This is a genomic window from Streptomyces sp. NPDC006368 (assembly GCF_040612535.1).
Classification (GTDB): domain Bacteria; phylum Actinomycetota; class Actinomycetes; order Streptomycetales; family Streptomycetaceae; genus Streptomyces.
Genome location: NZ_JBEXQK010000009.1, coordinates 117,094 through 138,369, shown reverse-complemented (window position 1 = coordinate 138,369; position 21,276 = coordinate 117,094). Strand labels below are relative to the sequence as shown.

Here is a 21,276-nt window from a genome sequence, read left to right as displayed (position 1 = left end):
TCAAGAACTGGTGGTGCGGAAAGAAGTCAGCGGGCGGCGCGGGCCTCGGCCGGGAGCCAGTCGAAGGCCTCGGTGCTCGGGCGGTCGCCGGCCTTGTACTCCAGGCCGACCCAGCCGTCGTAGCCGGCCTTGGCGAGCTGGTCGAGCAGCTCCTCCAGCGGCAGCGAGCCGGTCCCCGGCGCACCTCGGCCCGGGTTGTCCGCGATCTGGACGTGGCCGGTCTTCGCGGCGTACGCCTCGATGACCTGGCTGACGTCCTCGCCGTTCATCGACAGGTGGTAGATGTCGAGGAGGAACATGGCGTTGCCGAGGCCGGTGGCCGCGTTCACCTTGTCCACGACCTCGATCGCGGCGGGGGCGCTCACCAGTGGGTAGAGCGGCGACTCCGGCTTGTTCAGCGTCTCCACCAGCAGGATCGCGCCCACCCGGTCGGCGGCGCGGGCCGCGGTGACCAGGTTCTCCAGGGCGAGCTCGTCCTGGACGGCCGGGTCGACGCCCTCGACGCGGTTGCCGTACAGCGCGTTGAGCGCCGTGCAGCCGACCGAGGCGGCGAAGTCCGCGGCCACGTCGATGTTGGCGCGGAAGCGGTCCGACTCCTCACCGGGCACGGAGAGGGCGCCGCGGTCCGGCCCCGGAAGGGCGCCGGCGTAGAAGTTCAGGCCCACCAGCTGGGTGCCGGCGTCGTCCAGCGCCTTCTTCAGGGCGTCGAGTTCGCTCTGGTCGGGCGTGGGCGTCTCGATCCAGGGCCACCACAGCTCGACCGCCGTGAAGCCCGCCGCGGCGGCGGCCGCGGGGCGCTCCAGGAGCGGGAGTTCCGTGAAGAGGATCGAAAGGTTCACATCGAAGCGCTGGTCCGTGTATCCCATGAGGGGTTCGGCGCTCCTTCCGTATTGCGGAAGTTCGTTTCTGCTTAACGGAAGATTGCCCGGAGAGGGTGAGGGCTGTCAAGAGCGGGCCACAAAAAATGCGCCTCCCGGGCGATCCCGGAAGGCGCATATGCCGTGCTCGCAGGCCTGGGGCACGCCAGTGCTGCTTGCGCACCGTGGTGACGGCGACGTCCAGCTCGCGCGCCATCTCCGTTGGCCGGCCCGTGGCGGCAGCGAGCACGGTCCGGGCCCGCAGGACCTCGCGAACCCGGGCCTTCGCTGACGCGACCAGCCGCTCCGGCGCCCTGCGCGCGGTCTCGTCCAAGGTCACGGCAACCGCCGCGACCGCTCCGCCCGACTGCCTGCGTACGTCCCTGATCGATGATCATGGCGGCCCGCCTGCGAACCGGGCAGGAGGGGGCCGTGCCGAAGAACCCACCCGACTCGATGCGGCACCACCTGCGCGTTCGCCTGAACACCCGCGCGAAGGACCGCTGGCCGCAACTGGCCCGCGTGGAGGTCCGCTTCCGCACCGGATTCGCCTACGTGAGCGGCGAACTGAAGGACGGCGAGCGGATCTCCCTGTGCCGCCTGCGCTTCACCGGCGTGCTGGACACCTGGGGCTTCGCCCTGTACCTGGCCGGCCGAGACAAGTACGAGGACAACTTCCTGCCCACCGGCCTGCCATTCGGCAGCCCCGATGACTGCCTGGACTGCGCCTGCTACCGCTAGCTCGGCGACCGGCCGGCCGAACTGGCGCGGAGCTCCAACTAGGGCCGCAGGACGACTTTGCCGAGATTGGTGCGGGCCTCGATGATCTCGTGCGCCCGTGCGGCCTCGGCCAGCGGGATCTCGGCGTGTACGGCGGGCTGCAGCCTCCCGGACAGGGCGAGTTCCCACAGCTGCTCGCCGTGCAGGTCATGGAGTGCGCGCCGGCTGGTCGAGAACCGCGCCATGGTGAGGCCGGTGATGGTCTTCGCGCCGGCGAGGAGGTCGAAGGCGGGGACGGTGCCGCCGCCCGATCCGAAGAAGACCATGCGTCCGCCGGGCGCGAGGGCGGCCACGGCGCGCGGCAGCAGGTCCCCGCCGACGCCTTCCAGGACGACGTCGACGGGGTCCCCCCAGGTGTCGCTGGCGTACGTCACGACCTCGTCCGCGCCCAGTGCGCGCAGGAACTCCGCCTTGGCGGGTGAGCTCACGGCCGCGACGACCCGCTCGACGCCCTGAATCTTGGCCAGTTGGACCGCGAGGTGCCCTACCCCGCTCGCCGCTCCCGTGATCAGGACCGACTCGGCCGCCGCGGGGCGGGCGGTGGAGAGCGCGGCGAGGGCGACATGTCCACTGCGAACGAGCGCGACGGCCTGGACGGCGTCGGCCCCGTCCGGTATGTGGCTCGCCATGAAGGCGGGCACGACGGCCAGTTCCGTGTAGGAGCCGGTGAAGGTGAGGGAGGTGACGCGATCCCCGACCTTGAACTCCGTCACATCCGAGCCGAGCGCGACCACTTCTCCAGCGACCTCGCCCCCGAGAACGCCCGGCAGCGGCGTTCCACTGCCCGCTTCGCGCACCTTGCGGACGCAGGGGAGGGACACGCCGATTGCCTCGGTGCGAACCAGCAGTTCGCCGGATCCGACCTCGGGGGCCTCGGCTTCCTCGTAGCGCAGCACTTCCGGGCCGCCGTGCTGGTAATAACGGACACGCCGCATGGAACCTCCAGGTCGTTGGGTTGCCCAACGATACCAAGGAATCATTGGTTGCCCCAATGGATTTCGGATATCCTCTCCCCATGGATGAAGCGCCGTACGCCCCTACCCGTATCCGAGGGCTGCCCAGCTGGCTTCTGGGTCGCGCCGCCGCGCGTGGCCATCGGCTGGTCGCCGAGGCCCTCTCCGCCGAGGGAATGCGGATGATGCATCACGCCGTCCTGTCAGCCGTCGCCGAACTGGGGCCGGTGTCACAGGCGCAACTGGGGCGCAGCCTAAGCATCGACCCCAAGGACATGGTCGCGATCGTCAACGATCTTCAGAGCGGCGGCTTGGTCACCCGCACGCCCGACCCCACGGACCGACGCAAGAACGCCATCACCATCTCGGCGAGCGGCAAGGATCGCTTGCGGCGCACGGAACGCCTGGGCGATAAGGCAAACGACGAACTGACCGCGGCGCTCACGCCCATCGAGCGTGACCAGCTCATCGACCTGCTCACCCGCATCGCTCACCCGAAGGAACCCTGCAGCGGCGCGGACGAGACTCCCTATCGCTACCCCCGTGAGTCCGCGGGACCCTCCACGAACTAACGCGGAACAGCACTAGAGGGCGTCGACGGCGCTCACTTTCCAGCCATCGGAGGTGAGGGTCAGCGTCATCCGCACCCGGTTCAGGTCCACGCGCGGCCCCGACACCTGGGTGCTCGTGGTCACCTGGTTCACGAAGAGCAGCACGACCGCCCGCTCCGGCGAGGCCGACACCACGGAGACCGCCGGGTCGCCGCCGCCCGGCGGCTCCACCACCGACGCCTTGACCACGCCCTGGTACTTCCGGGCCGTCGGCGCCACCACACTCGTGGTCGTCCGCCGGTACTCGTCACGGAACGAGCCCGTCAGACGCGCCCGGGCCGCCGCGAAGTCCTTCTCCAGTCGCCGGTGGTCGTACGACAGGATGACCGGCGCCGCCTTCCGGGCCGCCTCGGCCGCCTGGACGCGCGCCCGATCGGCGCCCCGTCCGTCCCGGTACTGCCGCGCCAGCACGGCCACCGCGATCAGCCCCAGCACGGCCACCACGGCGAGCACGGCGCACAGCACGAGCCGCCGCCGGCCGGTGGCCCGGCCCGGGGCGTCCACGGCCGCGGCGTCAGGAGCCGGCCCCTCGGTGCCCACCGTGTCGGCGGTCACCGCGTCGGTGACCGCAGCTGAGCCCGAGGGGCCCGAACCCCCGCCGCCCGTCCCCTCCGGGCGCGACCCTTCCGGGCGGGACCCCTCCGGGTCGGCACTGTGCGGGGCGGCGCGGTTCCGCTCGGCGGCCCTGCCGGCGGCGACCCTCGGGACGGGGCCCCCGCGCGCGGTGTCCTTCGCGACCACGCCCTGCCCGGGTATGCCGTCGGGGGCCTGTCCGTCCGGACCGGCCCCCTCCGGGGCGCCGTCCGGACCCTCCCAGTCCGGGGCCTCCCAGTCCGGTTCCCTCGCCTCCGCGCCAGTCGCGTCCTCCACGCGCAGGGTGCGACCGGCCACCACGTCCGCCACGGGCTGCTCCCCGCGCTCCGTGCGCTTGGCGGCCGCCCGCGCGGCGGCCGACAGGGAGCGGCGGGCGGGGGAGCCGACGCCACGGCCTCGGGTACTCGTCTTCGCCATGGTGTTCCTCTCCGCCGGCTCAGCCGACGAACTCGACGTTGGACGTCAGCCAGCGCTCGCCCTCGCGTACGAGATCGAGTTGCAGCCGGTACGTACGCGCCTGCCCCTGCGGGGAAGCGGTGTTGGTCACCTTGCTGTCGGCGACGACCAGGACGCGCGCACCGCGCTCGTCGGCCCGCGTGATGCCGGCCTCCAGGACCTGGCCCTCCGACACCGACTTGTTCGCCGCCACCAGCTTGGTCAGCTGAGCCGTCTGCGCCGCGAACTGCTCCTTGAAGTCACCGGTGGCGCCCTTCAGCACGTTCGCGCTGTCCCGCTCGTAGTGCCGGTAGTCCAGCGAGGTGAAGTTGAGCGCCGACTGGCGGGCGGCGGCCAGGATGTCCTGGCGCCGCTGCTCCTCGGCGCGCTGTTCGTGCACCTGGAGGCCCAGCCAGCCGGACAGGCCCGTCACCGCCGCGGTCGCCACCGCGAGCGCCACGGGCAGCGCCCGGCCCCGGCGGGCGGCCTCCCGCACCCACCGGAGCGCGTCCGTGAACGTCCTGCCTCTCATGCCATCGGTCCGACGAGCAGCCATTGCCACGAGTCCTTTCCGAACACACTCTGTTCGCCGCCGGTCGAGCCGATCTCGACGGGCGTTCCGCCCGGCCCGGCCGCCGCGCCGGTCTGCGGGTCGTACGGCGTGATGTACGCGGCCGGGCCGGCGTCCCGGCCCGGACGGGCACCGCCCGACGGCCCGGGGGCGTTCTGGGCGCCGCGTACGGAAGTGGGGGCGCCGCGCGGAGCCGTGCAGCGCGCGGCGGTGTTGGCCGGGCGCTCGGCCGTGTCGGCCGGGTCGCGCCGCTGCGTCCCGTACCCCTGCCGGCACGCGGGCGGATCGTCCCGGCCGGCGACCAGCCCGAAGTGGGTGGTGCCGTCGCCGGGGATCACGGTGTAGCTGCCCGCCACCACCACCGGGAAGGTGACCAGCGCCTGCTCCACCCCCGGCAGCCGGGCCACGGTGACCTGACCGCCGCTGATCAGGTTGGTCAGCAGGACCGGGAGATGGGGCCGGGTGGTCGTCAGCAGCGAGTTCACCTCCTGGGCCGCGGGCGCCCCGGCGTCGATCAGCCGCCGGATGTCGCCGTCGCTCGACTTCAACTCGGCGGTGAGCGCGGCGAGGTCGCGCGAGAAGGACCTGATCGCCGATCCCTTGTCGGCCTGCGTCTTCAGGACCGTCCGCGAGTCCTCGATCAGCGAGATGGTCTGCGGCAGGGAGTCGGACGCCGACTCGACGAGCAGGTTCCCCGAGTCCACGAGCCTGCTCAGGTCCGGGCCCGTGCCGGCGAAGGCCTTGCCCAGCTCGTCCACCGTGATCCGCAGGTCGTCCTTGCCGACGGAGTTCACCAGCCGGTCCAGGCTGACGATCAGGTCCGTGGCGGGCAGCGGCACCCGCGTGTCGCGGCGGGTGATGGTGGAGCCGTCCCGCAGATACGGGCCGCCCGAGCCGCGCGGCTGGAGATCCACGTACTGCTCGCCGACCGCCGACCGGTTGGCCACCACCGCCAGCGTGTTTGAGGGGATGCGCGCCCCGTCCTCGATGTCCAGGACCACCGTCACTCCGTCGCGGCCGGACAGCCGCAGCTCGCCGACGCGGCCCACCGGTACGCCGCGATAGGTGACCTCGGCGCCCTGGAAGATGCCGCCGGAGTCGGCGAAGTCGGCGCTGACGGTGTATCCGCGGTCGAGGAGGAGGTCGGCCAGCCCGGTGTACTGGGCGCCGACGTAGGACACGCCCACGGCGGTCACGGTGGCGAAGGCGAGCAGCTGGGCCTTGACCGTACGGGTGATCACAGCAGCATCCCCTTCAGCATCAGCTCGGCGAGGGAGGCATCGGCCCCGGGCGGGAAGCCGTCACCGTCCCCGTAGGAGGTGTGACCGGCGGTGCACACCGGTGGGCAGAGCGGATCGTTCCCGTCCGAGGGCCGGGAGGGAGCCGGTGACCGCGGCAGCGGGTCCGGCTTCGGTCCGCCGGGCACGCCGGGTCCACCGGAGCCACCGGGCAGGTCCGGGGTCCTGGGCACGTCCGGCACCTCCGGTCCGCCGGGCAGGTCCGGGGCGTCCGGGACGGGCGGCAGTCCGGGGCCGTCCGGGAGACCGGGGACCCCCGGGGCGCCGGGTTCGGCGGGTTCGTCACCGAGGTTGCCGTAGATGCTCGCCAGGTCCAGATCGGCGGTGATCTTCAGGTTGACGTAGTCGCCCTTGACGGCGTCCACGGCGTTGCGCGGGAACGGATAGGTCGTCAGCAGCTCCAGCGCGTTGGGCAGATCGTCGCCCGCCTTGTTCAGCGACTCCAGGATCGGGCGCAGGGCACGCAGATTGGCGACCGTGTCGGCGCGGGAGGCGTTGATCACCTTCGTACCGGTGGTGCTCAGCGCCGACAGGGACGTCAGCATCGCCGTCAGCTTGCGCCGCTGGTCGGCCAGCACCTTGAGCGCCGGCGGCATGGTGTCGACGGCCGCCGCGATCGTCTTCTTCTCGGCCGCGAGCCGCTTGGAGAGCCGGTCGATGCCGTTCAGGGCGCGGACGATCTCCGTACGCTGCGAGTCGAGCCCGCCGATGAAGGTGTCGAGTTCACCGAGCAGCGACTTCACCCGGTTCTCCCGCCCCTCCAGGGCCTTGTTGAGCTCCGTGGTGATCGTCTTGAGCTGGGCGACCCCGCCGCCGTTGAGCAGCGCGGACAGCGCGGAGAGCACCTCCTCGATCTCCGGGTTGCGGCCGGAGCGCGACAGCGGAATCCGCGCCCCGTCCTTCAGCCGCCCCGTCGGCGCCACGTCGACGGGCGCGGACAGCGCCACGTACTTCTCACCGAGCATGCTGGTCTGGCGCAGCTCGGCGACCGCGTTGCCCGGCAGCTTCACCGAGTCCGCGACGCGCAGCCGCACGCGCGCGTGCCAGCCGTCGAGCTCCACCTTCTCGACCGCGCCCACGGTCACGTGGTTCACCTTCACCGCGGACTGCGGCACCAGGTCCAGGACGTCCCGGAACTCGACCGTCACCCGGTACGCGTCGCCGTCGGCGGCGGCGCCGCCCGGCAGGCGGACGTCGTACAGCCCGTCGAAGTCGCAGCCCGTCAGCAGGAGCGAGCCGGCCGCCGACCACACCACCGCGCCGGTGCCGAGCCTCCTCATGCGTCGTGCGTTCACGCGTCCGCCTCCAGGATTCCGCCCAGCGTCCGGTCGACCGGGCCGGTCCCGGCGACCGGCGCGGCGGGCAGCGACCCCGGGTCCGGGAGGGAGTCGAACAGCTTCCTGAGCTCCTCGCAGTCCGCCGCCTTCGCCTCTCCCGCAGTGCTGAGCAGCGAGCACAGCAGGGAGGCCGGGTCCTGCGGCCGGTCGGGGTTGTCGCGGGTGTCGAGGGTCCCGGAGGACGGGTTGTAGGCGTTCTGGAGGTTCGACAGGCCGGTCGGCGCCACCTCCAGCACCTCCGCGAGGGCGGCCCGCTGCGTCACCAGCACTTTGGTGACCTTGGCGAGCCCCTCCACGTTCGACGTCAGGGACTTCTTGTTCTTCCGTACGAACTCGGACACGTCCGCCAGCGCCACACCCAGGTGCCGCAGCGCCGCCGCCAGGTCCTTGCGCTCCCCGGCGAGCTGGTCGGCGACCTTCGCCAGGCTGTCGTTGAAGGACCGGACGCTCTTGTCGTCGGCCGCCAGCGCGGCCGTGAACACCTGGAGGTTGCGGACCGTCCCGAACAGGTCCTGCCGCCCGTCGGACAGCGTCGTCACCGCCAGGGACAGGTCCTCCACCGTCCGGTGGAGCTTGGTGCCCTGCCCTTCGAGGTTGTCGGCGCTCACGCCCAGCAGCCGGGACAGCGACCCGTCCTCGTTCGCGCCGCGCGGGCCGAGCGCCTCCGCCGTCGTGTGCAGGCTGTCGAAGACCCGGTCCAGCTCGACCGGCACCGCCGTCCTCGCCTCCGGGATCACATCGCCGTCGCGCAGCGCCGGGCCGCTCCGGTACACCGGAAGCAGCTGGACGTAACGGTCGCTGACCACCGAGGAGTTGATGATTGCCGCGCGGGCCCCGGCGGGGACCTTGCGCCCGGCGTCGTACTCCAGCGTCACCCGCACCCGCTGCCCCCGCGGGGTGATCTCCTTGACCTCACCGATCCGCACGCCCAGCACCCGGACGTCCGAGCCGGGGTAGATGCCGACCGTGCGCGGGAAGTAGGCGGTGACGCGTACGGGGTCGTCCGCCGGCCACAGCACCACGGCGCCCGTGGCGACGACCGCGAGGGCGACGACCGAGGCCAGCGCGCGGCGCGCCTTCCTGCCCGGTGCCTTCATGACGTACCTCCCGTGCGCGGGACCACCGGTGCGGCGACCATGTTCTGGATGTAGCTGTCGAACCAGCGGCCGTTGCCGAGGGTGTTGGTGAAAAGGCGGACGTAGGGCGCCATCAGCTTGATGGAGCGGTCGAGACTCGCCTGGTTGCGTTCGAGCATCGCCACCACCGTGTTCAGGCCCTTGAGCGCCGGTCCGATCTCCTTCTCGTTGTCCCTGACCAGGCCGGACAGCTGGATCCCGAGCGCGGCCGAGCTCTTGAGCAGCGCGTGGATCGCCGCCCGGCGGGCCGCGATCTCCGTGAAGAGCGCGTCGCCGTCCTCGACCAGCTTCGAGAACTCGCCCGAGCGCGCGGCGAGCACCCCGCTGACTCCCTTGGCGTGGCCGAGGAGTTCCCGCAGCGCCCGGTCGCGGGAGGCGACCGTACGGGAGATCCGCGACAGGCCCTCGAGGGATGCCCGCACCTCGGCGGGGGAGTCCTTGAAGGTGGTGGAGATGGTGTCCAGGGCCGTCGCGAGCTGTTCGGTGTCGACCTGTTCGGTCGTCGTGGTCAGGTCGCTGAAGGCCGCCACGACGTCGTACGCCGGTGTCGTCCGGTTCAGCGGGATCTCGCTGCCCGGCTCCAGCTGCCCCGGCCCCTTCGGCTCCAGCGCCAGGTACTTGGCGCCCAGGATCGTCTTGATGCGGATGGCCGCGCCCGTCCTCGTACCGAAGGCGGGCTCGCCCTTGACCCGGAAGACCACCTTGACGTGGTCGCCGTCCAGGTCCACCTCGTCGACCTTCCCGACCTTCACCCCGGCGATCCGTACCTCGTCGCCTGGCTTGAGCCCGCCGGCTTCCGAGAACGCGGCGCTGTAGGTCTCGCCACCGCCGATCAGCGGGAGGCTGTCGGCGTTGAACGCGGCGGCGGTCAGCAGCGCGAGCGCGGTGAGACCGGCGGCCCCGATGGGGACCGGGTTGCGGTCGCGGAACGGGATCATCCGGGACCTCGTGCGGCGTTTCATGCGCACCTCGCCCGGGCGACGTGGAGTTCGGGGGTGATGACCTTCTCCGTCCTCGGCAGCACGATCCGGCCGTCGAAGTCGCAGAGGTAGAAGTTGAACCAGGAGCCGTACGAGGCGGTCCTCGTCAGCTTGTTGAGCTTGTTCGGCAGCCGCTTCAGCACGCCCTCCACGGTTTTCTCGTTCTTGTTCAGCGTTCCGGTGAGCTCGGTGAGCTCGGCGATGTCGGCCTTCAGCGGCGGCCGGGCGTCCTCCAGCAGGCCGGAGGTGGCCTCCGTCAGGTTGTTGATGTTCACCAGCGACTCCCCGATGGGTTTGCGGTCGGCCGACAGCCCGGAGATCACCCGCTGGAGCTGCTGGATCAGCCCCGAGAAGCGGGCGCCGCGCCGGTCGAGCGTCGCCAGCACCGTGTTGAGGTTGTCGATCACCGAGCCGATGAGCCGGTCCCGGTCGGCGAGCGTGGTGGTGAGCGAGGCGGTGTGCGCGAGGAGGCTGTTGACCGTGCCGCCCTCGCCCTGAAGGGTCTTGATGATCTCGGTGGCGAGCTGGTTGACGTCCTTCGGGCTGAGGGCGGCGAACAGCGGCTTGAATCCGTTGAGCAGCGCGTTCAGGTCGAGCGCCGGCTGCGTTCGGGACAGCGGGATCGTTCCGCCGGGCGGGAGCCGGGTGCCGTCGCCCGCGCCTTCCGTCAGCGCGATGTAGCGCTGCCCGACGAGGCTGCGGTAGCGGATGACGGCGCCGGTGCTGCTCAGCAGCGGACGGTCGTGGGTGACGGTGAAGGTCACCTCCGCCAGTGTGCGGTCCTTGATGGCGATGTCCTCGACCTCGCCGACCCGCACGCCCGCCACTCGGATGTCGTCGCCCTCCTCCAGGCTGGTGACGTCGCTGAAGACGGCCTTGTACGTGTGTTCCGGAGTGAACGAGATGCTGACGATGGTGGCCGCCAGCAGGGTGGTCGCGAGGACCGTCACCACCGCGAAGACACCGAACTTGATCAGCGGTGCCGCCGTGCCGCGTGCGCTCTTCGTACGGCTCATGCGACGCTCACCGCCGTTCCCCGGGCCATCGGGCCGAACAGCAGCGTCGCCACCGCCGGCACCTCGTCGGCCGGTACGCCCATGACGGGCGCGACGAGCGAGCTCACGGCACGCTGCTCGGCCGCCGTGGCGGACGACTGGTGCGCGGTCGTCCCGCCGGCCGTCACGTCCCGCGTGCCGTCGTCCAACTTGGTGTGACCGGCCGGGACACCGGGGCCGGGGAGCCCTCTGCAGTTCGGGCCTGAGCGATCCGCGTACTGCGGCTCCTCGCCCGGCTCGTAACCGGGGCGCGAGCGGACGATTTCCAGGGTGATGCGCATCTTTCCGCCTCTGAAGGTCTCTTCCGCCGCCGCCTCCTGCCTCACCAGGCCTTCGAGCAGGCACGGGTACTCCGGCGCGTACCGGGCGAACAGCGCCAGCGTGGGGCGGGAGACACGGCCCAGGGTGATCAGCCGCTCGCCGTTCTCGTCCAGGTACGCCCCGGCGGTGCCCGCGACGGTCGCCGTGGAGGTGAACAGGGCGGCCAGCCGGTCCTGCTTCTCGACGAGGGTGCGGCTGGTGGTGAGGGTGTTGCGCAGGATCTTCATCAGGTCGGGTGCGGCGTCCCCGTACACCTCGGCCACGTCGGCGAACCGGGAGATGTTCTCCTTGATGGACGGCATGTGCGGGTTCAGCCGGCTCAGGTAGCTCTCGACCCGCACGAGGTTGTCGCCGATCCGGTCGCCGCGCCCTTCGAGCGCGGTGGCGAACGCGGAGAGCGTGGCGTTGAGTTCGGCGGGCTTCACCGTCCGCAGGAGCGGCAGCAGGTCGTTCATCAGCTGCTGCACCTCCATGCCGACCTTGGTGCGGTCCTGGGTGATGACGTCCCCGGCGCGGATGTGCCGTGCCGTCGAGCCGGGAGGGGCGACGAGGTCGACGTACTTCTCGCCGAACAGCGTCTTGGGCAGCAGCCGGGCCCGTACGTCGGCCGGGATGCGGGCGACGTGCTCCGGTTTCAGCGCGATGTCGAGGGTGGCCTTCTCGCCGTCGGCCCGCACCTCGCGCACCTCGCCGACCAGCAGCCCGCGCAGCTTCACGTCGGCCCGCGGCTCCAGCTGGTTGCCGAGCGTCCCGGCCTCCAGCGTGATCCGTACGACGGATGTGAACACCTGCTGGTAGACGGCGACGGACAGCGACAGCAGCAGGGCCAGGACGGCGAGGAAGACGACCCCGTACAGGCGCAGTTTCACAGGCGTACGCATCGGCCCCTACCCCGCAATCCGTACGGTCGTGCTGGCACCCCAGATGGCCAGGCTGAGGAAGAAGTCCAGGACGTTGATGGCCACGATGGAGGTCCGCACGCCCCGGCCCACCGCGACACCGACACCGGCCGGGCCGCCGCTCGCGTAGTAGCCGTAGTAGCAGTGCACCAGGATGATCACGACGGCGAAGACGATCACCTTGCCGAAGGACCACAGCACGTCCACCGGTGGCAGGTACTGCTGGAAGTAGTGGTCGTACGTGCCCGCCGACTGGCCGTAGTAGCCGGTGGTGATGGTCCGGGCGGCGAAGTACGAGGACAGCAGCCCGACCACGTACAACGGGATCACCGCCACGAATCCGGCGATCATCCGGGTCGTGACCAGGAACGGCAGCGAGGGGACGCCCATCACCTCCAGCGCGTCGGTCTCCTCGCTGATCCGCATCGCGCCGAGCTGGGCGGTGAACCCGGCCCCGACGGTCGCGGACAGCGCGAGCCCGGCCACCAGCGGGGCGATCTCACGGGTGTTGAAGTACGCGGAGAGGAACGCCACGAAGTTGGACGTGCCGAGCTGGTTGAGCGCCGCGTACCCCTGGAGGCCGACCTCCGTGCCGGTGAAGAAGGACAGGAACGCGATGACGCCGACCGTGCCGCCGACCACGGCGAGCGCGCCCCGGCCGAAGCTCACCTCGGCGAGCAGCCGCAGGATCTCCTTCTTGTAGCGGCGCAGGGAGCGGCCGGTCCAGGCCAGGGAGCGGCCGTAGAAGACGAGTTGGGCGCCCAGCTCCTCCAGGCGGTGCGACAGAGCCATGCGTCAACCCCTCTGCGGAACGATCTGGAAGTACACGGCGGTCATCACGAAGTTCGTCACGAACAGCAACATGAAGGTGATCACCACGGACTGGTTCACGGCATCGCCGACGCCCTTCGGGCCGCCCTTCGCCGTCAGCCCCTTGTACGAGGCGACGATCGCCGAGATCGCGCCGAAGACCAGGGCTTTCAGCTCGGCCGCCCACAGGTCGGAGATCTGGGCGAGGGAGGTGAAGGAGGCGAGATACGCGCCGGGGGTGCCGTTCTGCAGCACCACGTTGAAGAAGTAGCCGCCGGCGACACCGACCACCGAGACCAGCCCGTTGAGGAGGACGGCCACCAGCATGGAGGCGAGGACGCGCGGGACGACGAGACGGTGGATCGGGTCGATGCCCAGCACCTGCATCGCGTCGATCTCCTCGCGGATCTTGCGTGCCCCCAGGTCCGCGCAGATCGCGGTGCCGCCCGCACCCGCGATCAGCAGCGCGGTGACGATCGGCGACGCCTCACGCAGCACGGCCAGGACGGACGCGGCGCCCGAGAACGACTGGGCGCCCAGTTGCCGGGTCAGGCTGCCGATCTGGAGGGCGATGACGGCACCGAACGGGATGGACACGAGCGCGGTCGGCAGGATGGTGACGCTCGCGATGAACCAGGCCTGCTGGATGAACTCCCGCACCTGGAAGGGCCGCCGGGGGAGCGTCCGCAGGACGTCCAGGGCCATCGCGAACAGGCTGCCCGAGTGCCGCAGGGCGCCGAGAGGGGAGAGGCTCATGCGCGCGGCCCCTTCTCGGGTTCGGCCGCGCGCCCGGCCTCAGCTTCCGCATCTGCCTCGGCGGCGCGTTCCGCCTCCGGGCCGGTGGCGCCTTCCGCCCCCGGCTCGGCAGCGCGTTCCGCCTCAGTTGCCGCCTCGCGCTCGGCGATCGCCTGCCAGCGGGGCGGGCGGGTGATCCCGGCGGTCGGTAGCAGGCGGGGCGTGACGGGCGCTGCTCCGGGGTGGTCGTCGAGCTCGGCCAGCTCCTGCGCGACCTGGGCGGCGTCCTTCTCCTCCGCCATGCCGATCGGCCCCTGCATCCGGCCGTTCAGAAACTGCCGCACGACCGGTTCATCACTGGTCAGCAGCTTCTCGCGGGGGCCGAACATGACCAGTTCGCGGCGGAACAGCAGCCCGATGTTGTCCGGGACCTGGCGGGCGGAGGCGATGTCGTGCGTGACGATCAGGAACGTCGCGTCGATCTGGGCGTTGAGGTCGACGATCAGCTGGTTGAGGTAGGCCACGCGTACCGGATCGAGGCCGGAGTCCGGCTCGTCGAACAGGATGATCTCGGGATCGAGGACCAGGGCCCGCGCCAGGCCGGCCCGTTTGCGCATGCCGCCGGATATCTCGCCGGGCAGCTTCCCCTCGGCGCCGATGAGCCCGACCATGTCCATCTTCTCGAGGACGATCCGCCGGACCTCGCTCTCCGGCTTGCGCGTGTGCTCACGCAGCGGGAAGGCGATGTTGTCGTACAGATTCATCGACCCGAACAGCGCGCCGTCCTGGAAGAGGACGCCGAAGAGCTTGCGCACCTCGTACAGGTCGTGTTCGCGCAGCTCGGTGATGTCGCGGCCCGCGATCACGATCGACCCCCGGTCGGGCTTCAGCAGCCCGACGAGCGTCTTGAGGAACACCGACTTGCCCGTGCCCGACGGGCCGAGCATGACCGAGATCTCCCCGGCGGGCAGTGTCAGTGAGACGTCCTGCCAGATGACCTGGTGACCGAAGGACTTGGTCAGCCCCTCCACACAGATCTCGACACCCATCCGGTTCACCCTTCAGCCCGTGAGCAGCTCCGACATCTGCTCTACGGGGAGGGGCGGCGCGTCCGTCGCGCCGAAACCCGAATTTTTTTCGCGACCGAGGGGCCGGGCGGTCCGTCCGGTGCGGGCGGGGCGAGGCCCGCGGCCGGAGGACCCGCGGTCAGGGGGCCGGCGACGCCTTGCCGGACGCGAGCTCCTCGACGGTGGGAAGGGACGGCTCCGACGTTGGCACAACCGGGACGCCCGGGCCATCCTGCGCACCGGCGACATCCGGCACACCGGGAACGTCACGGATACCGGGAACATCCGGGACGTCCAGCGGGGCCGGTGGAGGCGTGACCGGAAGGGGCGGGACCTCCGGGAGCACCGGGACCTCCGGGACCGCCGGAAGCTCCCCGACCTCCGGGACCGCCACCGGTAGCGGCGGCGCGGACGGGGACGCCGCGGGCGCGTCCGGCGTGACCGGCACGGCCCCCTCCCGGGCGGCCCGGGTGGACGACGGCAGCGGGCCGGGCCGCGCGGCGGGGCGGACGTCCGCCATCCCGGACGTGGCCGGCGGCGACGTGACCACCTCCGACGTCACCGGCGACGACGCGGGCCGGTCCTGGGCGCGGTCATGGGCGTACGGCACCACCAACCCCGCGACGGCGAGGGTGGCCGCCGTGGACGCCGCGGCGATCACCTGCGCGTTGCCGACCCCGCGCGGCCGGCCGCGCCCGCACAGCCACAGGACCAGCGCCAGCGTGCCCGCGAGCGAGTTGCGCAGCGTACGCCGCGCCCGGGCGAGCAGCGACTCGACCGTCCGGTAGCTCAGGCCCATCTTCACGGCGACCTGGCCGACGTCCAGGTCCTCGGACTTCAGCCGGAGCGCCTCGGCCTGCCGGGCGGGCAGTTCCCCGCTCCGCACGGCCAGCCACTTCGCCTCGGCGCGGTCGCACACCACCTCGTCGACCGGTGCGGGGCCGGGCGCGATCAGCGTCGGGCTGCGGCGCACCTCGGCCTCGCGGTGGACCTGCCGGTACCGGTCGACGCACAGCCGCATGGTGACGGTGGTGAGCCAGGCGCCCAGCCGTTCGTCGTCGAGGTGCGGGTGCTCGGCGGCGCGCAGCATGGCCTCGTGCACGGCGTCCTCGGCGTCCTCCGGGCTCATGGACCTGCGGCGGGCCACCTTGAGCAGCTGCTCGCGGTGGCTCCACGCCCGCTGCCACCGGTCATCGGACACGTCCGTAGCCATGAGGGCCCCTTCGCGCTCACACCGCCGGTCCCTGCCGCCCGGCGGGACGCGACATTACCGCCCGGTATCCGGAGTTGTGGAGGGGGCGGGAACCATCGAGTCCTTACCGTTGCCCACGGGCCCACCAGGCAGGACGACCTCCGCGCCCGGAACCGGAAGCACAGGCTCCGACGGCAGGCCCGCCCCGCCCCCCGGCCGCGTCGGCGAGGCGGACGACGGTGACGGTGACGGCGAGGCCGGCCGGGAAGGCGTGGACGAGGGCGCCGGTTCGCGCGACGGCACGGGGGAGGACGGAGCGCCGCGTCGCCCACCGTCACCCGGGCCGGCCGCCTTGCCGGAAGCCCTGGGGGCCGGCCGCTCCGGCCGCGCCGCCGCCTCACCGGGGGTACCCGGCGCCGTGTCCGGAACCACCCGGTGCCCTTCCAGGAAGTACGCGAACCACGCCCTGACCGTCCGCAGATAGGCGGTCGAGTGGTTGTAGCCGAGGATCGCGCGATCGAGGCCGTACGGGTCGGACAGGTCCCGCCCGCCCGCGCACAGGTACCGGCCCGCCGCGAGCGCCGCGTCGTGGACGTTGCCGGGGTCGGCGGCCCCGTCGCCGTTGCCGTCGGCGCCCCAGACCGCCCACGTCGACGGGATGAACTGCATCGGGCCGACCGCCCGGTCGTACACCGCGTCCCCGTCGTACGCGCCGCCGTCCGTGTCCCTGATCAGCGCGAAACCGTTCCCGTCCAGGCGCGGCCCGAGGATCGGCGTCAGGGTCGTGCCGTCCGCGCCCACCCGGCCGCCGCGCGCGTGTCCCGACTCCACCTGGCCGATCGCCGCCAGCAGCTGCCACCGCAAGCCGCAGCCGGGCGCGCTCTCCGCCAGCTCCCGCTCCGCCCGCCGGTACGCCGCGAACACGGTCGCCGGGAGCGCGCCGCCACCGCCGGTCGCGGCCCGGCCCTCCGACGGCGTGCGGCGGCCCTTCTCCGTCCCGGCCGGTGTCCGCAGCGGCGGCAGCTCCGTGCGGTACACGGAGTCGCCGGAGACGCCCGTCCCCGGCGCGGCGGCCGGACCCCCCGACGCGGCGGCGGCCGAAGCCGGCGCCCCCGGCGCCTGCGACGCGGTCAGCGCCGCCATCGCCGCCGCCGCGACCACCGTTCCCCGGACCGCCCTGCCCCTGTGCGCTGCTCGCATGACGTACGCCCCTCCCTGCCGATTACTGCTGATTCCTGCCGGTGCCTGCCGCTACGGCTCCTGCACGACTCCTGTCATCGGCTCTACGGGGCGGGGGCACCGGTCCGTCGCGCGCGGTCACCGCAATTTCCGCCCCGGGCGGCGGGTCATCCCGCGCCCGGCCTTACCGTGGGGGGCATGCAGCGACTGAGAGTGGAGTTCACGACAGAGCCGTTCGACCTGGACGAGGCGCCGGCCCACGCGGTGGTGGCCCGTGAGGTCATCCAGGCGGCCGACCTGGACGCCGTGGACGTCGGCCCGTTCGGCAATACGGCCGAAGGCGGGGCGGACGCGGTGCTCACCGCGGTCGACGCCCTGCTGCGCCGGGCTCTGGGCGCGGGCGCCACCCGGGTCTCGCTGCAGGTCAACGTGATCGGTGAGACCGGGCAGGCCGGGGGGGACGAGAAGTGACCGAGCCGAGGGATCACCCCCTGGTCGCCGCGGTCAAGCCGCTGGTGGACGCGATGGGCGCCCGGATGCTGGCGCCGGAGCAGGCCACGGCCGACGACGTGGTCCTCGCCTGGGAGGGCGAGGACGTCGTCGCCGTACGGCTGCCACAGCTCGCGGACTCGCTGGACCACATTCTGGCGGCGATGGAGCGCCGGCACGGCATGCCGCTGGCCGAGCTGGACCGGAAGACCAAGCAGGCCGTCGTCCGGACTCTGGAGGCACGCGGTGCCTTCTCCGTCCGCCATGGCGTCGAGACCGTCGCGGGCGCGCTGGGGGTCAGCCGGTTCACCGTGTACAACTACCTGAACAGGGAAAACGCCGCTAAGGGTGAGTAGCCGAGCACGCTGCGCAGTCGGCCGCCGTCCGGATGTCGGGACGGCGGCTTTTCTGACACCGAAGTTTCAACAAAGTGTTGACGGGGCGTTGGCGAAGGGCGTTAGCTATCCGCAGCCCGTCCAAGCACAGTGAAAAACAGCCACGGAGGCTCCCGTGACTTCGAGTTCGACGCCGGGCCTCGCCCGGTTCAACACCTCCGCGGACAGCGACGCGCTCGCCGCCCTGCACGAGGTGTGCGCCAGCTCGGCGTGGGGGAGCAAGCTGCTCGCCCAGCGCCCGTATGCCACCACCGAAGCCCTGCTTCTCGCCAGTGACGCCGCCATGGCCGAGCTGACCGACGAGGACCTGGCCCAGGCGATGGCCGGCCACCCGCCGATCGGCCGCCCGAAGCCCGGTGACCCGACCTCCTCCCGCGAACAGAGCGGGATGGCCGGCGCCTCCGAGGCGCTCAAGGCCGAGATGCTCGAGCTGAACCTGGCCTACCAGGAGAAGTTCGGCCATGTCTTCCTGATCTGCGCGACCGGCAGGACCGGTGAGCAGATGCGTGACGCGGTCCGCGAGCGGATCGGCAACTCGCCCGAGCGGGAGCGGGAGATCGTCCGCGCCGAACTGGGCAAGATCAACCGCATCCGGCTGACCCGTCTCGTAGAGGAAGAGAGCGCCGCATGAGCACCGAAACCACCGCATCGGTGTCCACGCACATCCTGGACACCAGCATCGGCCGCCCCGCCGAGGGCGTCGCCATCTCCCTGTCGGCCCGCGGCGGGTCCGGCGCGGAGTGGGTGGCGCTCGGCGGCTCGGCGACCGACGCGGACGGGCGCTGCAAGGACCTTCCGGCCCTGCCGGAAGGCACCACCCACGTACGCCTCGACTTCGAGACCGAGGCGTATTTCGACAAGAAGCAAGCCGAGGCGCAGCAGGACGCCCCCCGCGTAAGGGACAGCGGCGCGTTCTTCCCGGAGGTGGCGATCACGTTCGCCGTCGTACCGGGCGAGCACTACCACGTACCGCTGCTGCTCAACCCGTTCGGCTACTCCGTTTACCGAGGGAGCTAGCAGACACATGCCCACGATTCTCGGCCAGAACCAGTACGGCAAAGCAGAGAACCGCGTCGTCAAGATCACGCGGGACGGCGACACCCACCACATCAAGGACCTGAACGTCTCCGTCGCCCTCTCCGGCGACATGGACGAGGTGCACTACTCCGGCTCCAACGCCAACGTCCTGCCGACCGACACCACCAAGAACACGGTGTACGCGTTCGCCAAGGAGTACGGCATCGAGTCCGCCGAACAGTTCGGCATCCACCTCGCCCGTCACTTCGTGACGTCGCAGGAGCCGATCCACCGGGCGCGCATCCGCATCGAGGAGTACGCCTGGGAGCGCATCGAGACCTCCGACGCCAACTCCAAGTTCATCGGCGCGGACGAGGTCAAGCACTCCTTCGTACGCAAGGGCCAGGAGACCCGCGTCAGCGAGATCACCTACGACGGTGAGAACTGGCAGGTCATATCCGGCCTGAAAGACCTGGTCGTCATGAACTCCACCAACTCGGAGTTCTGGGGGTACGTCAAGGACAAGTACACCACCCTCCAGGAGGCGTACGACCGCATCCTCGCGACCCAGGTCTCCGGCCGCTGGCGGTTCAACTGGACCGACGACGAGCAGCGGATGCCCAACTGGGAGAAGTCGTACGCCCAGGTCAGGAAGCACATGCTCCAGGCCTTCGCCGAGACGTACTCCCTGTCGCTGCAGCAGACGCTGTACCAGATGGGCGCGCGCATCATCAACAACCGGTCGGAGATCGACGAGGTGCGCTTCTCCCTGCCGAACAAGCACCACTTCCTGGTCGACCTCGAGCCGTTCGGGCTCAAGAACGACAACGAGGTCTACTTCGCGGCGGACCGCCCGTACGGCCTGATCGAGGCCACGATCCTGCGGGACGGCGTCGAGCCGAAGATCCCGGTCGACATGACCAACCTCTGACGCCGGCGAGCGAGGTGAAGGGGCGCTGACGGTGTCGTAACGGAGATCGACCCTCGACACCGGCTTGAGCGCCCCGGAGCCGGACGAGCCAGAAAAAGGTGCCGAGTGACCGCCCCGCCCGCCCCCCACGCCGGGCGGCGGGGCGGCACCCGGACCGGAGGGAAAGCAATGGCACAGCCTGCAACGGGGCCGGCACCGGAAGGCCCGTGTTCCACCCCACCGGAGAAGGTCCCCTGCCACCCGGTGGACGAAAGACTCCCCTTCTCGCGGCTCGTCCCCGCCGCGCTCCAGCACATCGCCGCCATGTACGCGGGCGTCGTCACCCCTCCGCTCATCATCGGCCAGGCGGTCGGCCTCGACGCCGCCGGAATGACCCGGCTGATCGCGGCGAGCCTGCTCATCGCCGGCCTCGCCACCATCCTCCAGACCATCGGTGTCGCCACCATCGCCGGAAACCGGCTGCCGTTCGTCAACGCCGCGTCCTCCGCCGGTATCGCGCCGATGCTCGCCATCGCCGAGACCAGCGCCCCCGGCCACCAGCTGCCCGCCATCTACGGCGCGGTCCTGGTCGCCGGAGTGTTCTGCCTCGCCGTCGGCCCCTTCTTCGGCCGGCTGCTCCGCTTCTTCCCGCCGCTCGTCACCGGCGTCGTCATCACCCTCATCGGGGTGACCCTGATGCCCGTACCGGTGGGCTGGGCCCAGGGCGGGGACCGGCACGCCGCCGACTTCGGCGCCATGAAGTACCTGGCGCTCGCCGCCTTCACGCTGGTCGTGATCCTGCTCTTCCAGCGCTTCGGCAAGGGCTTCGTCAAGCAGATCGCCCTCCTTCTGGGCCTGTTCATCGGCACGCTCGCCGCGATCCCCTTCGGCATGGCCGACTTCTCCACCCTGCGGGAGGCGCCGGTCGCCGCGCTGCCCTCACCCTTCGCCTTCGGCGCCCCCGAGTTCCAGCCCGCCGCGATCCTCTCCCTGTGCATCGTGATGCTGGTGCTGATGACCGAGTCCAGCGCCGGCATGCTCGCCCTCGGCGAGATCTGCGAACGCCGCACCGACGGCAGGACCATCACCCGTGGTCTGCGTACGGACGGCATCGCCACCCTCATCGGCCCCGTCTTCGGCGGGTTCCCCACCTCGGCCTTCGCCCAGAACGTCGGCGTCGTCTCCCTGACCCGCGTCCGCAGCCGGTATGTCGTCGCGGTCGCCGGCGGCGCGCTCCTGGTCCTCGGGATCTTCCCCGTGCTCGGCGCGGTCGTCTCGCTCGTCCCGATGCCCGTCCTCGGCGGCGCCGGTATCGTCCTGTTCGGCTCGATCGCGGTCAGCGGCATCCGTACGCTCTCCGAGGCCGGACTGGACGACAGCTCCAACATCATCCTGGTCGCCGTCGCGCTCGGCGCGGGCATCATCCCGCTCGCCGCACCCACCTTCTACGCGGAGTTCCCGGCCTGGGCACAGACCGTGCTCGGCTCCGGGATCAGCGCCGGAGCGCTCGTCGCGGTCCTGCTCAACCTGTTCTTCCACCATCTCGGCACCCGGAGCCGCCACACGGCCCCGGCACTCAAATCCTCCTAGGGTCCTGCCGTGCCCTCCCCTCCGAGGACTCCGTCCAGGGGGACCCCCAGCCACCATTGAACGAA

General features: G+C 71.4%; 23 protein-coding genes. 8 read left to right on the top strand and 15 right to left on the bottom strand.

The genetic code is table 11. The features are described 5' to 3' along the window. Positions 1–26: 26 nt before the first annotated feature. Positions 27–866 (bottom strand): TIM barrel protein, encoded by an 840-nt coding sequence (locus ABZZ38_RS10465; RefSeq protein ID WP_356737835.1) that lies wholly within the window; start codon positions 864–866, stop codon positions 27–29. A 423-nt stretch (positions 867–1,289) separates the two neighbouring features. Here ABZZ38_RS10465 and ABZZ38_RS10460 point away from each other — a divergent pair, with 423 nt between their 5' ends. Then, positions 1,290–1,598, top strand: coding sequence for a hypothetical protein (locus tag ABZZ38_RS10460; protein WP_356737833.1), 309 nt, complete (start codon positions 1,290–1,292; stop codon positions 1,596–1,598). Between the two features lie 38 nt (positions 1,599–1,636). Here ABZZ38_RS10460 and ABZZ38_RS10455 read toward each other — a convergent pair whose 3' ends face one another. Beyond that, positions 1,637–2,572 (bottom strand): zinc-binding dehydrogenase, encoded by a 936-nt coding sequence (locus tag ABZZ38_RS10455; RefSeq protein WP_356737831.1) that lies wholly within the window; start codon positions 2,570–2,572, stop codon positions 1,637–1,639. An 80-nt stretch (positions 2,573–2,652) separates the two neighbouring features. Between ABZZ38_RS10455 and ABZZ38_RS10450 the strand changes: the two genes are divergently transcribed. Continuing rightward, positions 2,653–3,162 (top strand): MarR family winged helix-turn-helix transcriptional regulator, encoded by a 510-nt coding sequence (locus tag ABZZ38_RS10450; RefSeq protein WP_356737829.1) that lies wholly within the window; start codon positions 2,653–2,655, stop codon positions 3,160–3,162. Between the two features lie 12 nt (positions 3,163–3,174). Here the strand turns inward: ABZZ38_RS10450 and ABZZ38_RS10445 are convergent, their stop codons facing one another. From ABZZ38_RS10445 to ABZZ38_RS10385, 13 genes are all read right to left on the bottom strand, one after another. Beyond that, positions 3,175–3,942: a hypothetical protein gene (locus ABZZ38_RS10445; RefSeq protein ID WP_356737931.1), complete on the bottom strand. Its 768-nt coding sequence runs from the start codon at positions 3,940–3,942 to the stop codon at positions 3,175–3,177. A 289-nt stretch (positions 3,943–4,231) separates the two neighbouring features. Then, a complete protein-coding gene (locus tag ABZZ38_RS10440; RefSeq protein ID WP_356737827.1) occupies positions 4,232–4,762 on the bottom strand; it encodes a hypothetical protein in 531 nt (176 codons plus the stop codon). Then, the gene (locus ABZZ38_RS10435) at positions 4,759–6,042 is read right to left on the bottom strand and encodes an MCE family protein (RefSeq protein ID WP_356737825.1); all 1,284 of its coding nucleotides are present in this window, start codon (positions 6,040–6,042) and stop codon (positions 4,759–4,761) included. Before ABZZ38_RS10435 ends, ABZZ38_RS10440 begins: the two co-directional genes overlap by 4 nt. After that, entirely contained in the window at positions 6,039–7,379 is a 1,341-nt protein-coding gene (locus ABZZ38_RS10430; RefSeq protein WP_356737929.1) for an MCE family protein, read from the bottom strand. Before ABZZ38_RS10430 ends, ABZZ38_RS10435 begins: the two co-directional genes overlap by 4 nt. Before the next feature lie 11 nt (positions 7,380–7,390). Then, positions 7,391–8,533 carry an MCE family protein gene (locus ABZZ38_RS10425; protein WP_356737823.1) on the bottom strand — a complete coding sequence of 381 codons (1,143 nt, stop codon included), beginning with the start codon at positions 8,531–8,533 and terminating at the stop codon, positions 7,391–7,393. Beyond that, on the bottom strand, positions 8,530–9,510 hold the full coding sequence (locus ABZZ38_RS10420; RefSeq protein WP_356737927.1) for an MCE family protein: 981 nt from the start codon (positions 9,508–9,510) through the stop codon (positions 8,530–8,532). Before ABZZ38_RS10420 ends, ABZZ38_RS10425 begins: the two co-directional genes overlap by 4 nt. Positions 9,511–9,530: 20 nt before the next feature. Then, complete coding sequence (locus ABZZ38_RS10415) at positions 9,531–10,568, bottom strand: MCE family protein (protein ID WP_356737821.1); 1,038 nt, start codon at positions 10,566–10,568, stop codon at positions 9,531–9,533. Next, positions 10,565–11,809, bottom strand: coding sequence for an MCE family protein (locus tag ABZZ38_RS10410; protein ID WP_356737819.1), 1,245 nt, complete (start codon positions 11,807–11,809; stop codon positions 10,565–10,567). The genes ABZZ38_RS10415 and ABZZ38_RS10410 overlap by 4 nt, the downstream gene beginning before the upstream one ends. A 6-nt stretch (positions 11,810–11,815) precedes the next feature. Continuing rightward, positions 11,816–12,619: an ABC transporter permease gene (locus ABZZ38_RS10405; protein ID WP_356737817.1), complete on the bottom strand. Its 804-nt coding sequence runs from the start codon at positions 12,617–12,619 to the stop codon at positions 11,816–11,818. Between the two features lie 3 nt (positions 12,620–12,622). Further along, positions 12,623–13,393: an ABC transporter permease gene (locus ABZZ38_RS10400; protein WP_356737815.1), complete on the bottom strand. Its 771-nt coding sequence runs from the start codon at positions 13,391–13,393 to the stop codon at positions 12,623–12,625. Further along, positions 13,390–14,421 carry an ABC transporter ATP-binding protein gene (locus tag ABZZ38_RS10395; protein ID WP_356737813.1) on the bottom strand — a complete coding sequence of 344 codons (1,032 nt, stop codon included), beginning with the start codon at positions 14,419–14,421 and terminating at the stop codon, positions 13,390–13,392. The genes ABZZ38_RS10400 and ABZZ38_RS10395 overlap by 4 nt, the downstream gene beginning before the upstream one ends. 157 nt (positions 14,422–14,578) lie before the next feature. After that, a complete protein-coding gene (locus ABZZ38_RS10390) occupies positions 14,579–15,652 on the bottom strand; it encodes a sigma-70 family RNA polymerase sigma factor (RefSeq protein WP_356737811.1) in 1,074 nt (357 codons plus the stop codon). Positions 15,653–15,706: 54 nt separating this feature from the next. Next, positions 15,707–16,831, bottom strand: a complete 1,125-nt coding sequence (locus ABZZ38_RS10385) for a lytic transglycosylase domain-containing protein (protein WP_356737810.1) — start codon at positions 16,829–16,831, stop codon at positions 15,707–15,709. Positions 16,832–17,008: 177 nt separating this feature from the next. Here ABZZ38_RS10385 and ABZZ38_RS10380 point away from each other — a divergent pair, with 177 nt between their 5' ends. The 6 genes from ABZZ38_RS10380 (at position 17,009) to ABZZ38_RS10355 (ending at position 21,211) form a co-directional block, all read left to right on the top strand. Continuing rightward, positions 17,009–17,281, top strand: a complete 273-nt coding sequence (locus ABZZ38_RS10380; protein ID WP_356737808.1) for a hypothetical protein — start codon at positions 17,009–17,011, stop codon at positions 17,279–17,281. Then, a complete protein-coding gene (locus ABZZ38_RS10375; protein WP_356737806.1) occupies positions 17,278–17,655 on the top strand; it encodes a helix-turn-helix domain-containing protein in 378 nt (125 codons plus the stop codon). The genes ABZZ38_RS10380 and ABZZ38_RS10375 overlap by 4 nt, the downstream gene beginning before the upstream one ends. Positions 17,656–17,809: 154 nt before the next feature. After that, entirely contained in the window at positions 17,810–18,325 is a 516-nt protein-coding gene (uraD, locus tag ABZZ38_RS10370) for a 2-oxo-4-hydroxy-4-carboxy-5-ureidoimidazoline decarboxylase (protein WP_356737804.1), read from the top strand. Beyond that, a complete protein-coding gene (gene uraH / locus ABZZ38_RS10365; RefSeq protein ID WP_356737802.1) occupies positions 18,322–18,711 on the top strand; it encodes a hydroxyisourate hydrolase in 390 nt (129 codons plus the stop codon). Before uraD ends, uraH begins: the two co-directional genes overlap by 4 nt. Before the next feature lie 7 nt (positions 18,712–18,718). Further along, a complete protein-coding gene (pucL, locus tag ABZZ38_RS10360) occupies positions 18,719–19,642 on the top strand; it encodes a factor-independent urate hydroxylase (protein ID WP_356737800.1) in 924 nt (307 codons plus the stop codon). A 168-nt stretch (positions 19,643–19,810) separates the two neighbouring features. Next, entirely contained in the window at positions 19,811–21,211 is a 1,401-nt protein-coding gene (locus ABZZ38_RS10355) for a nucleobase:cation symporter-2 family protein (RefSeq protein WP_356737798.1), read from the top strand. The last annotated feature ends 65 nt before the right edge of the window (positions 21,212–21,276 follow it).

What these genes read in the sequence shown, in the direction of transcription:
- ABZZ38_RS10465 (WP_356737835.1), bottom strand. Translation starts at nt 866, where the DNA reads ATGGGATACACGGACCAGCGCTTCGATGTGAACCTTTCGATCCTCTTC.
- ABZZ38_RS10455 (WP_356737831.1), bottom strand. Translation starts at nt 2,572, where the DNA reads ATGCGGCGTGTCCGTTATTACCAGCACGGCGGCCCGGAAGTGCTGCGC.
- ABZZ38_RS10450 (WP_356737829.1), top strand. Translation starts at nt 2,653, where the DNA reads ATGGATGAAGCGCCGTACGCCCCTACCCGTATCCGAGGGCTGCCCAGC.
- ABZZ38_RS10440 (WP_356737827.1), bottom strand. Translation starts at nt 4,762, where the DNA reads ATGAGAGGCAGGACGTTCACGGACGCGCTCCGGTGGGTGCGGGAGGCC.
- ABZZ38_RS10430 (WP_356737929.1), bottom strand. Translation starts at nt 7,379, where the DNA reads ATGAGGAGGCTCGGCACCGGCGCGGTGGTGTGGTCGGCGGCCGGCTCG.
- ABZZ38_RS10425 (WP_356737823.1), bottom strand. Translation starts at nt 8,533, where the DNA reads ATGAAGGCACCGGGCAGGAAGGCGCGCCGCGCGCTGGCCTCGGTCGTC.
- ABZZ38_RS10420 (WP_356737927.1), bottom strand. Translation starts at nt 9,510, where the DNA reads ATGATCCCGTTCCGCGACCGCAACCCGGTCCCCATCGGGGCCGCCGGT.
- ABZZ38_RS10415 (WP_356737821.1), bottom strand. Translation starts at nt 10,568, where the DNA reads ATGAGCCGTACGAAGAGCGCACGCGGCACGGCGGCACCGCTGATCAAG.
- ABZZ38_RS10410 (WP_356737819.1), bottom strand. Translation starts at nt 11,809, where the DNA reads ATGCGTACGCCTGTGAAACTGCGCCTGTACGGGGTCGTCTTCCTCGCC.
- ABZZ38_RS10405 (WP_356737817.1), bottom strand. Translation starts at nt 12,619, where the DNA reads ATGGCTCTGTCGCACCGCCTGGAGGAGCTGGGCGCCCAACTCGTCTTC.
- ABZZ38_RS10400 (WP_356737815.1), bottom strand. Translation starts at nt 13,393, where the DNA reads ATGAGCCTCTCCCCTCTCGGCGCCCTGCGGCACTCGGGCAGCCTGTTC.
- ABZZ38_RS10395 (WP_356737813.1), bottom strand. Translation starts at nt 14,421, where the DNA reads ATGGGTGTCGAGATCTGTGTGGAGGGGCTGACCAAGTCCTTCGGTCAC.
- ABZZ38_RS10390 (WP_356737811.1), bottom strand. Translation starts at nt 15,652, where the DNA reads ATGGCTACGGACGTGTCCGATGACCGGTGGCAGCGGGCGTGGAGCCAC.
- ABZZ38_RS10385 (WP_356737810.1), bottom strand. Translation starts at nt 16,831, where the DNA reads ATGCGAGCAGCGCACAGGGGCAGGGCGGTCCGGGGAACGGTGGTCGCG.
- ABZZ38_RS10380 (WP_356737808.1), top strand. Translation starts at nt 17,009, where the DNA reads ATGCAGCGACTGAGAGTGGAGTTCACGACAGAGCCGTTCGACCTGGAC.
- uraH (WP_356737802.1), top strand. Translation starts at nt 18,322, where the DNA reads ATGAGCACCGAAACCACCGCATCGGTGTCCACGCACATCCTGGACACC.
- pucL (WP_356737800.1), top strand. Translation starts at nt 18,719, where the DNA reads ATGCCCACGATTCTCGGCCAGAACCAGTACGGCAAAGCAGAGAACCGC.
- ABZZ38_RS10355 (WP_356737798.1), top strand. Translation starts at nt 19,811, where the DNA reads ATGGCACAGCCTGCAACGGGGCCGGCACCGGAAGGCCCGTGTTCCACC.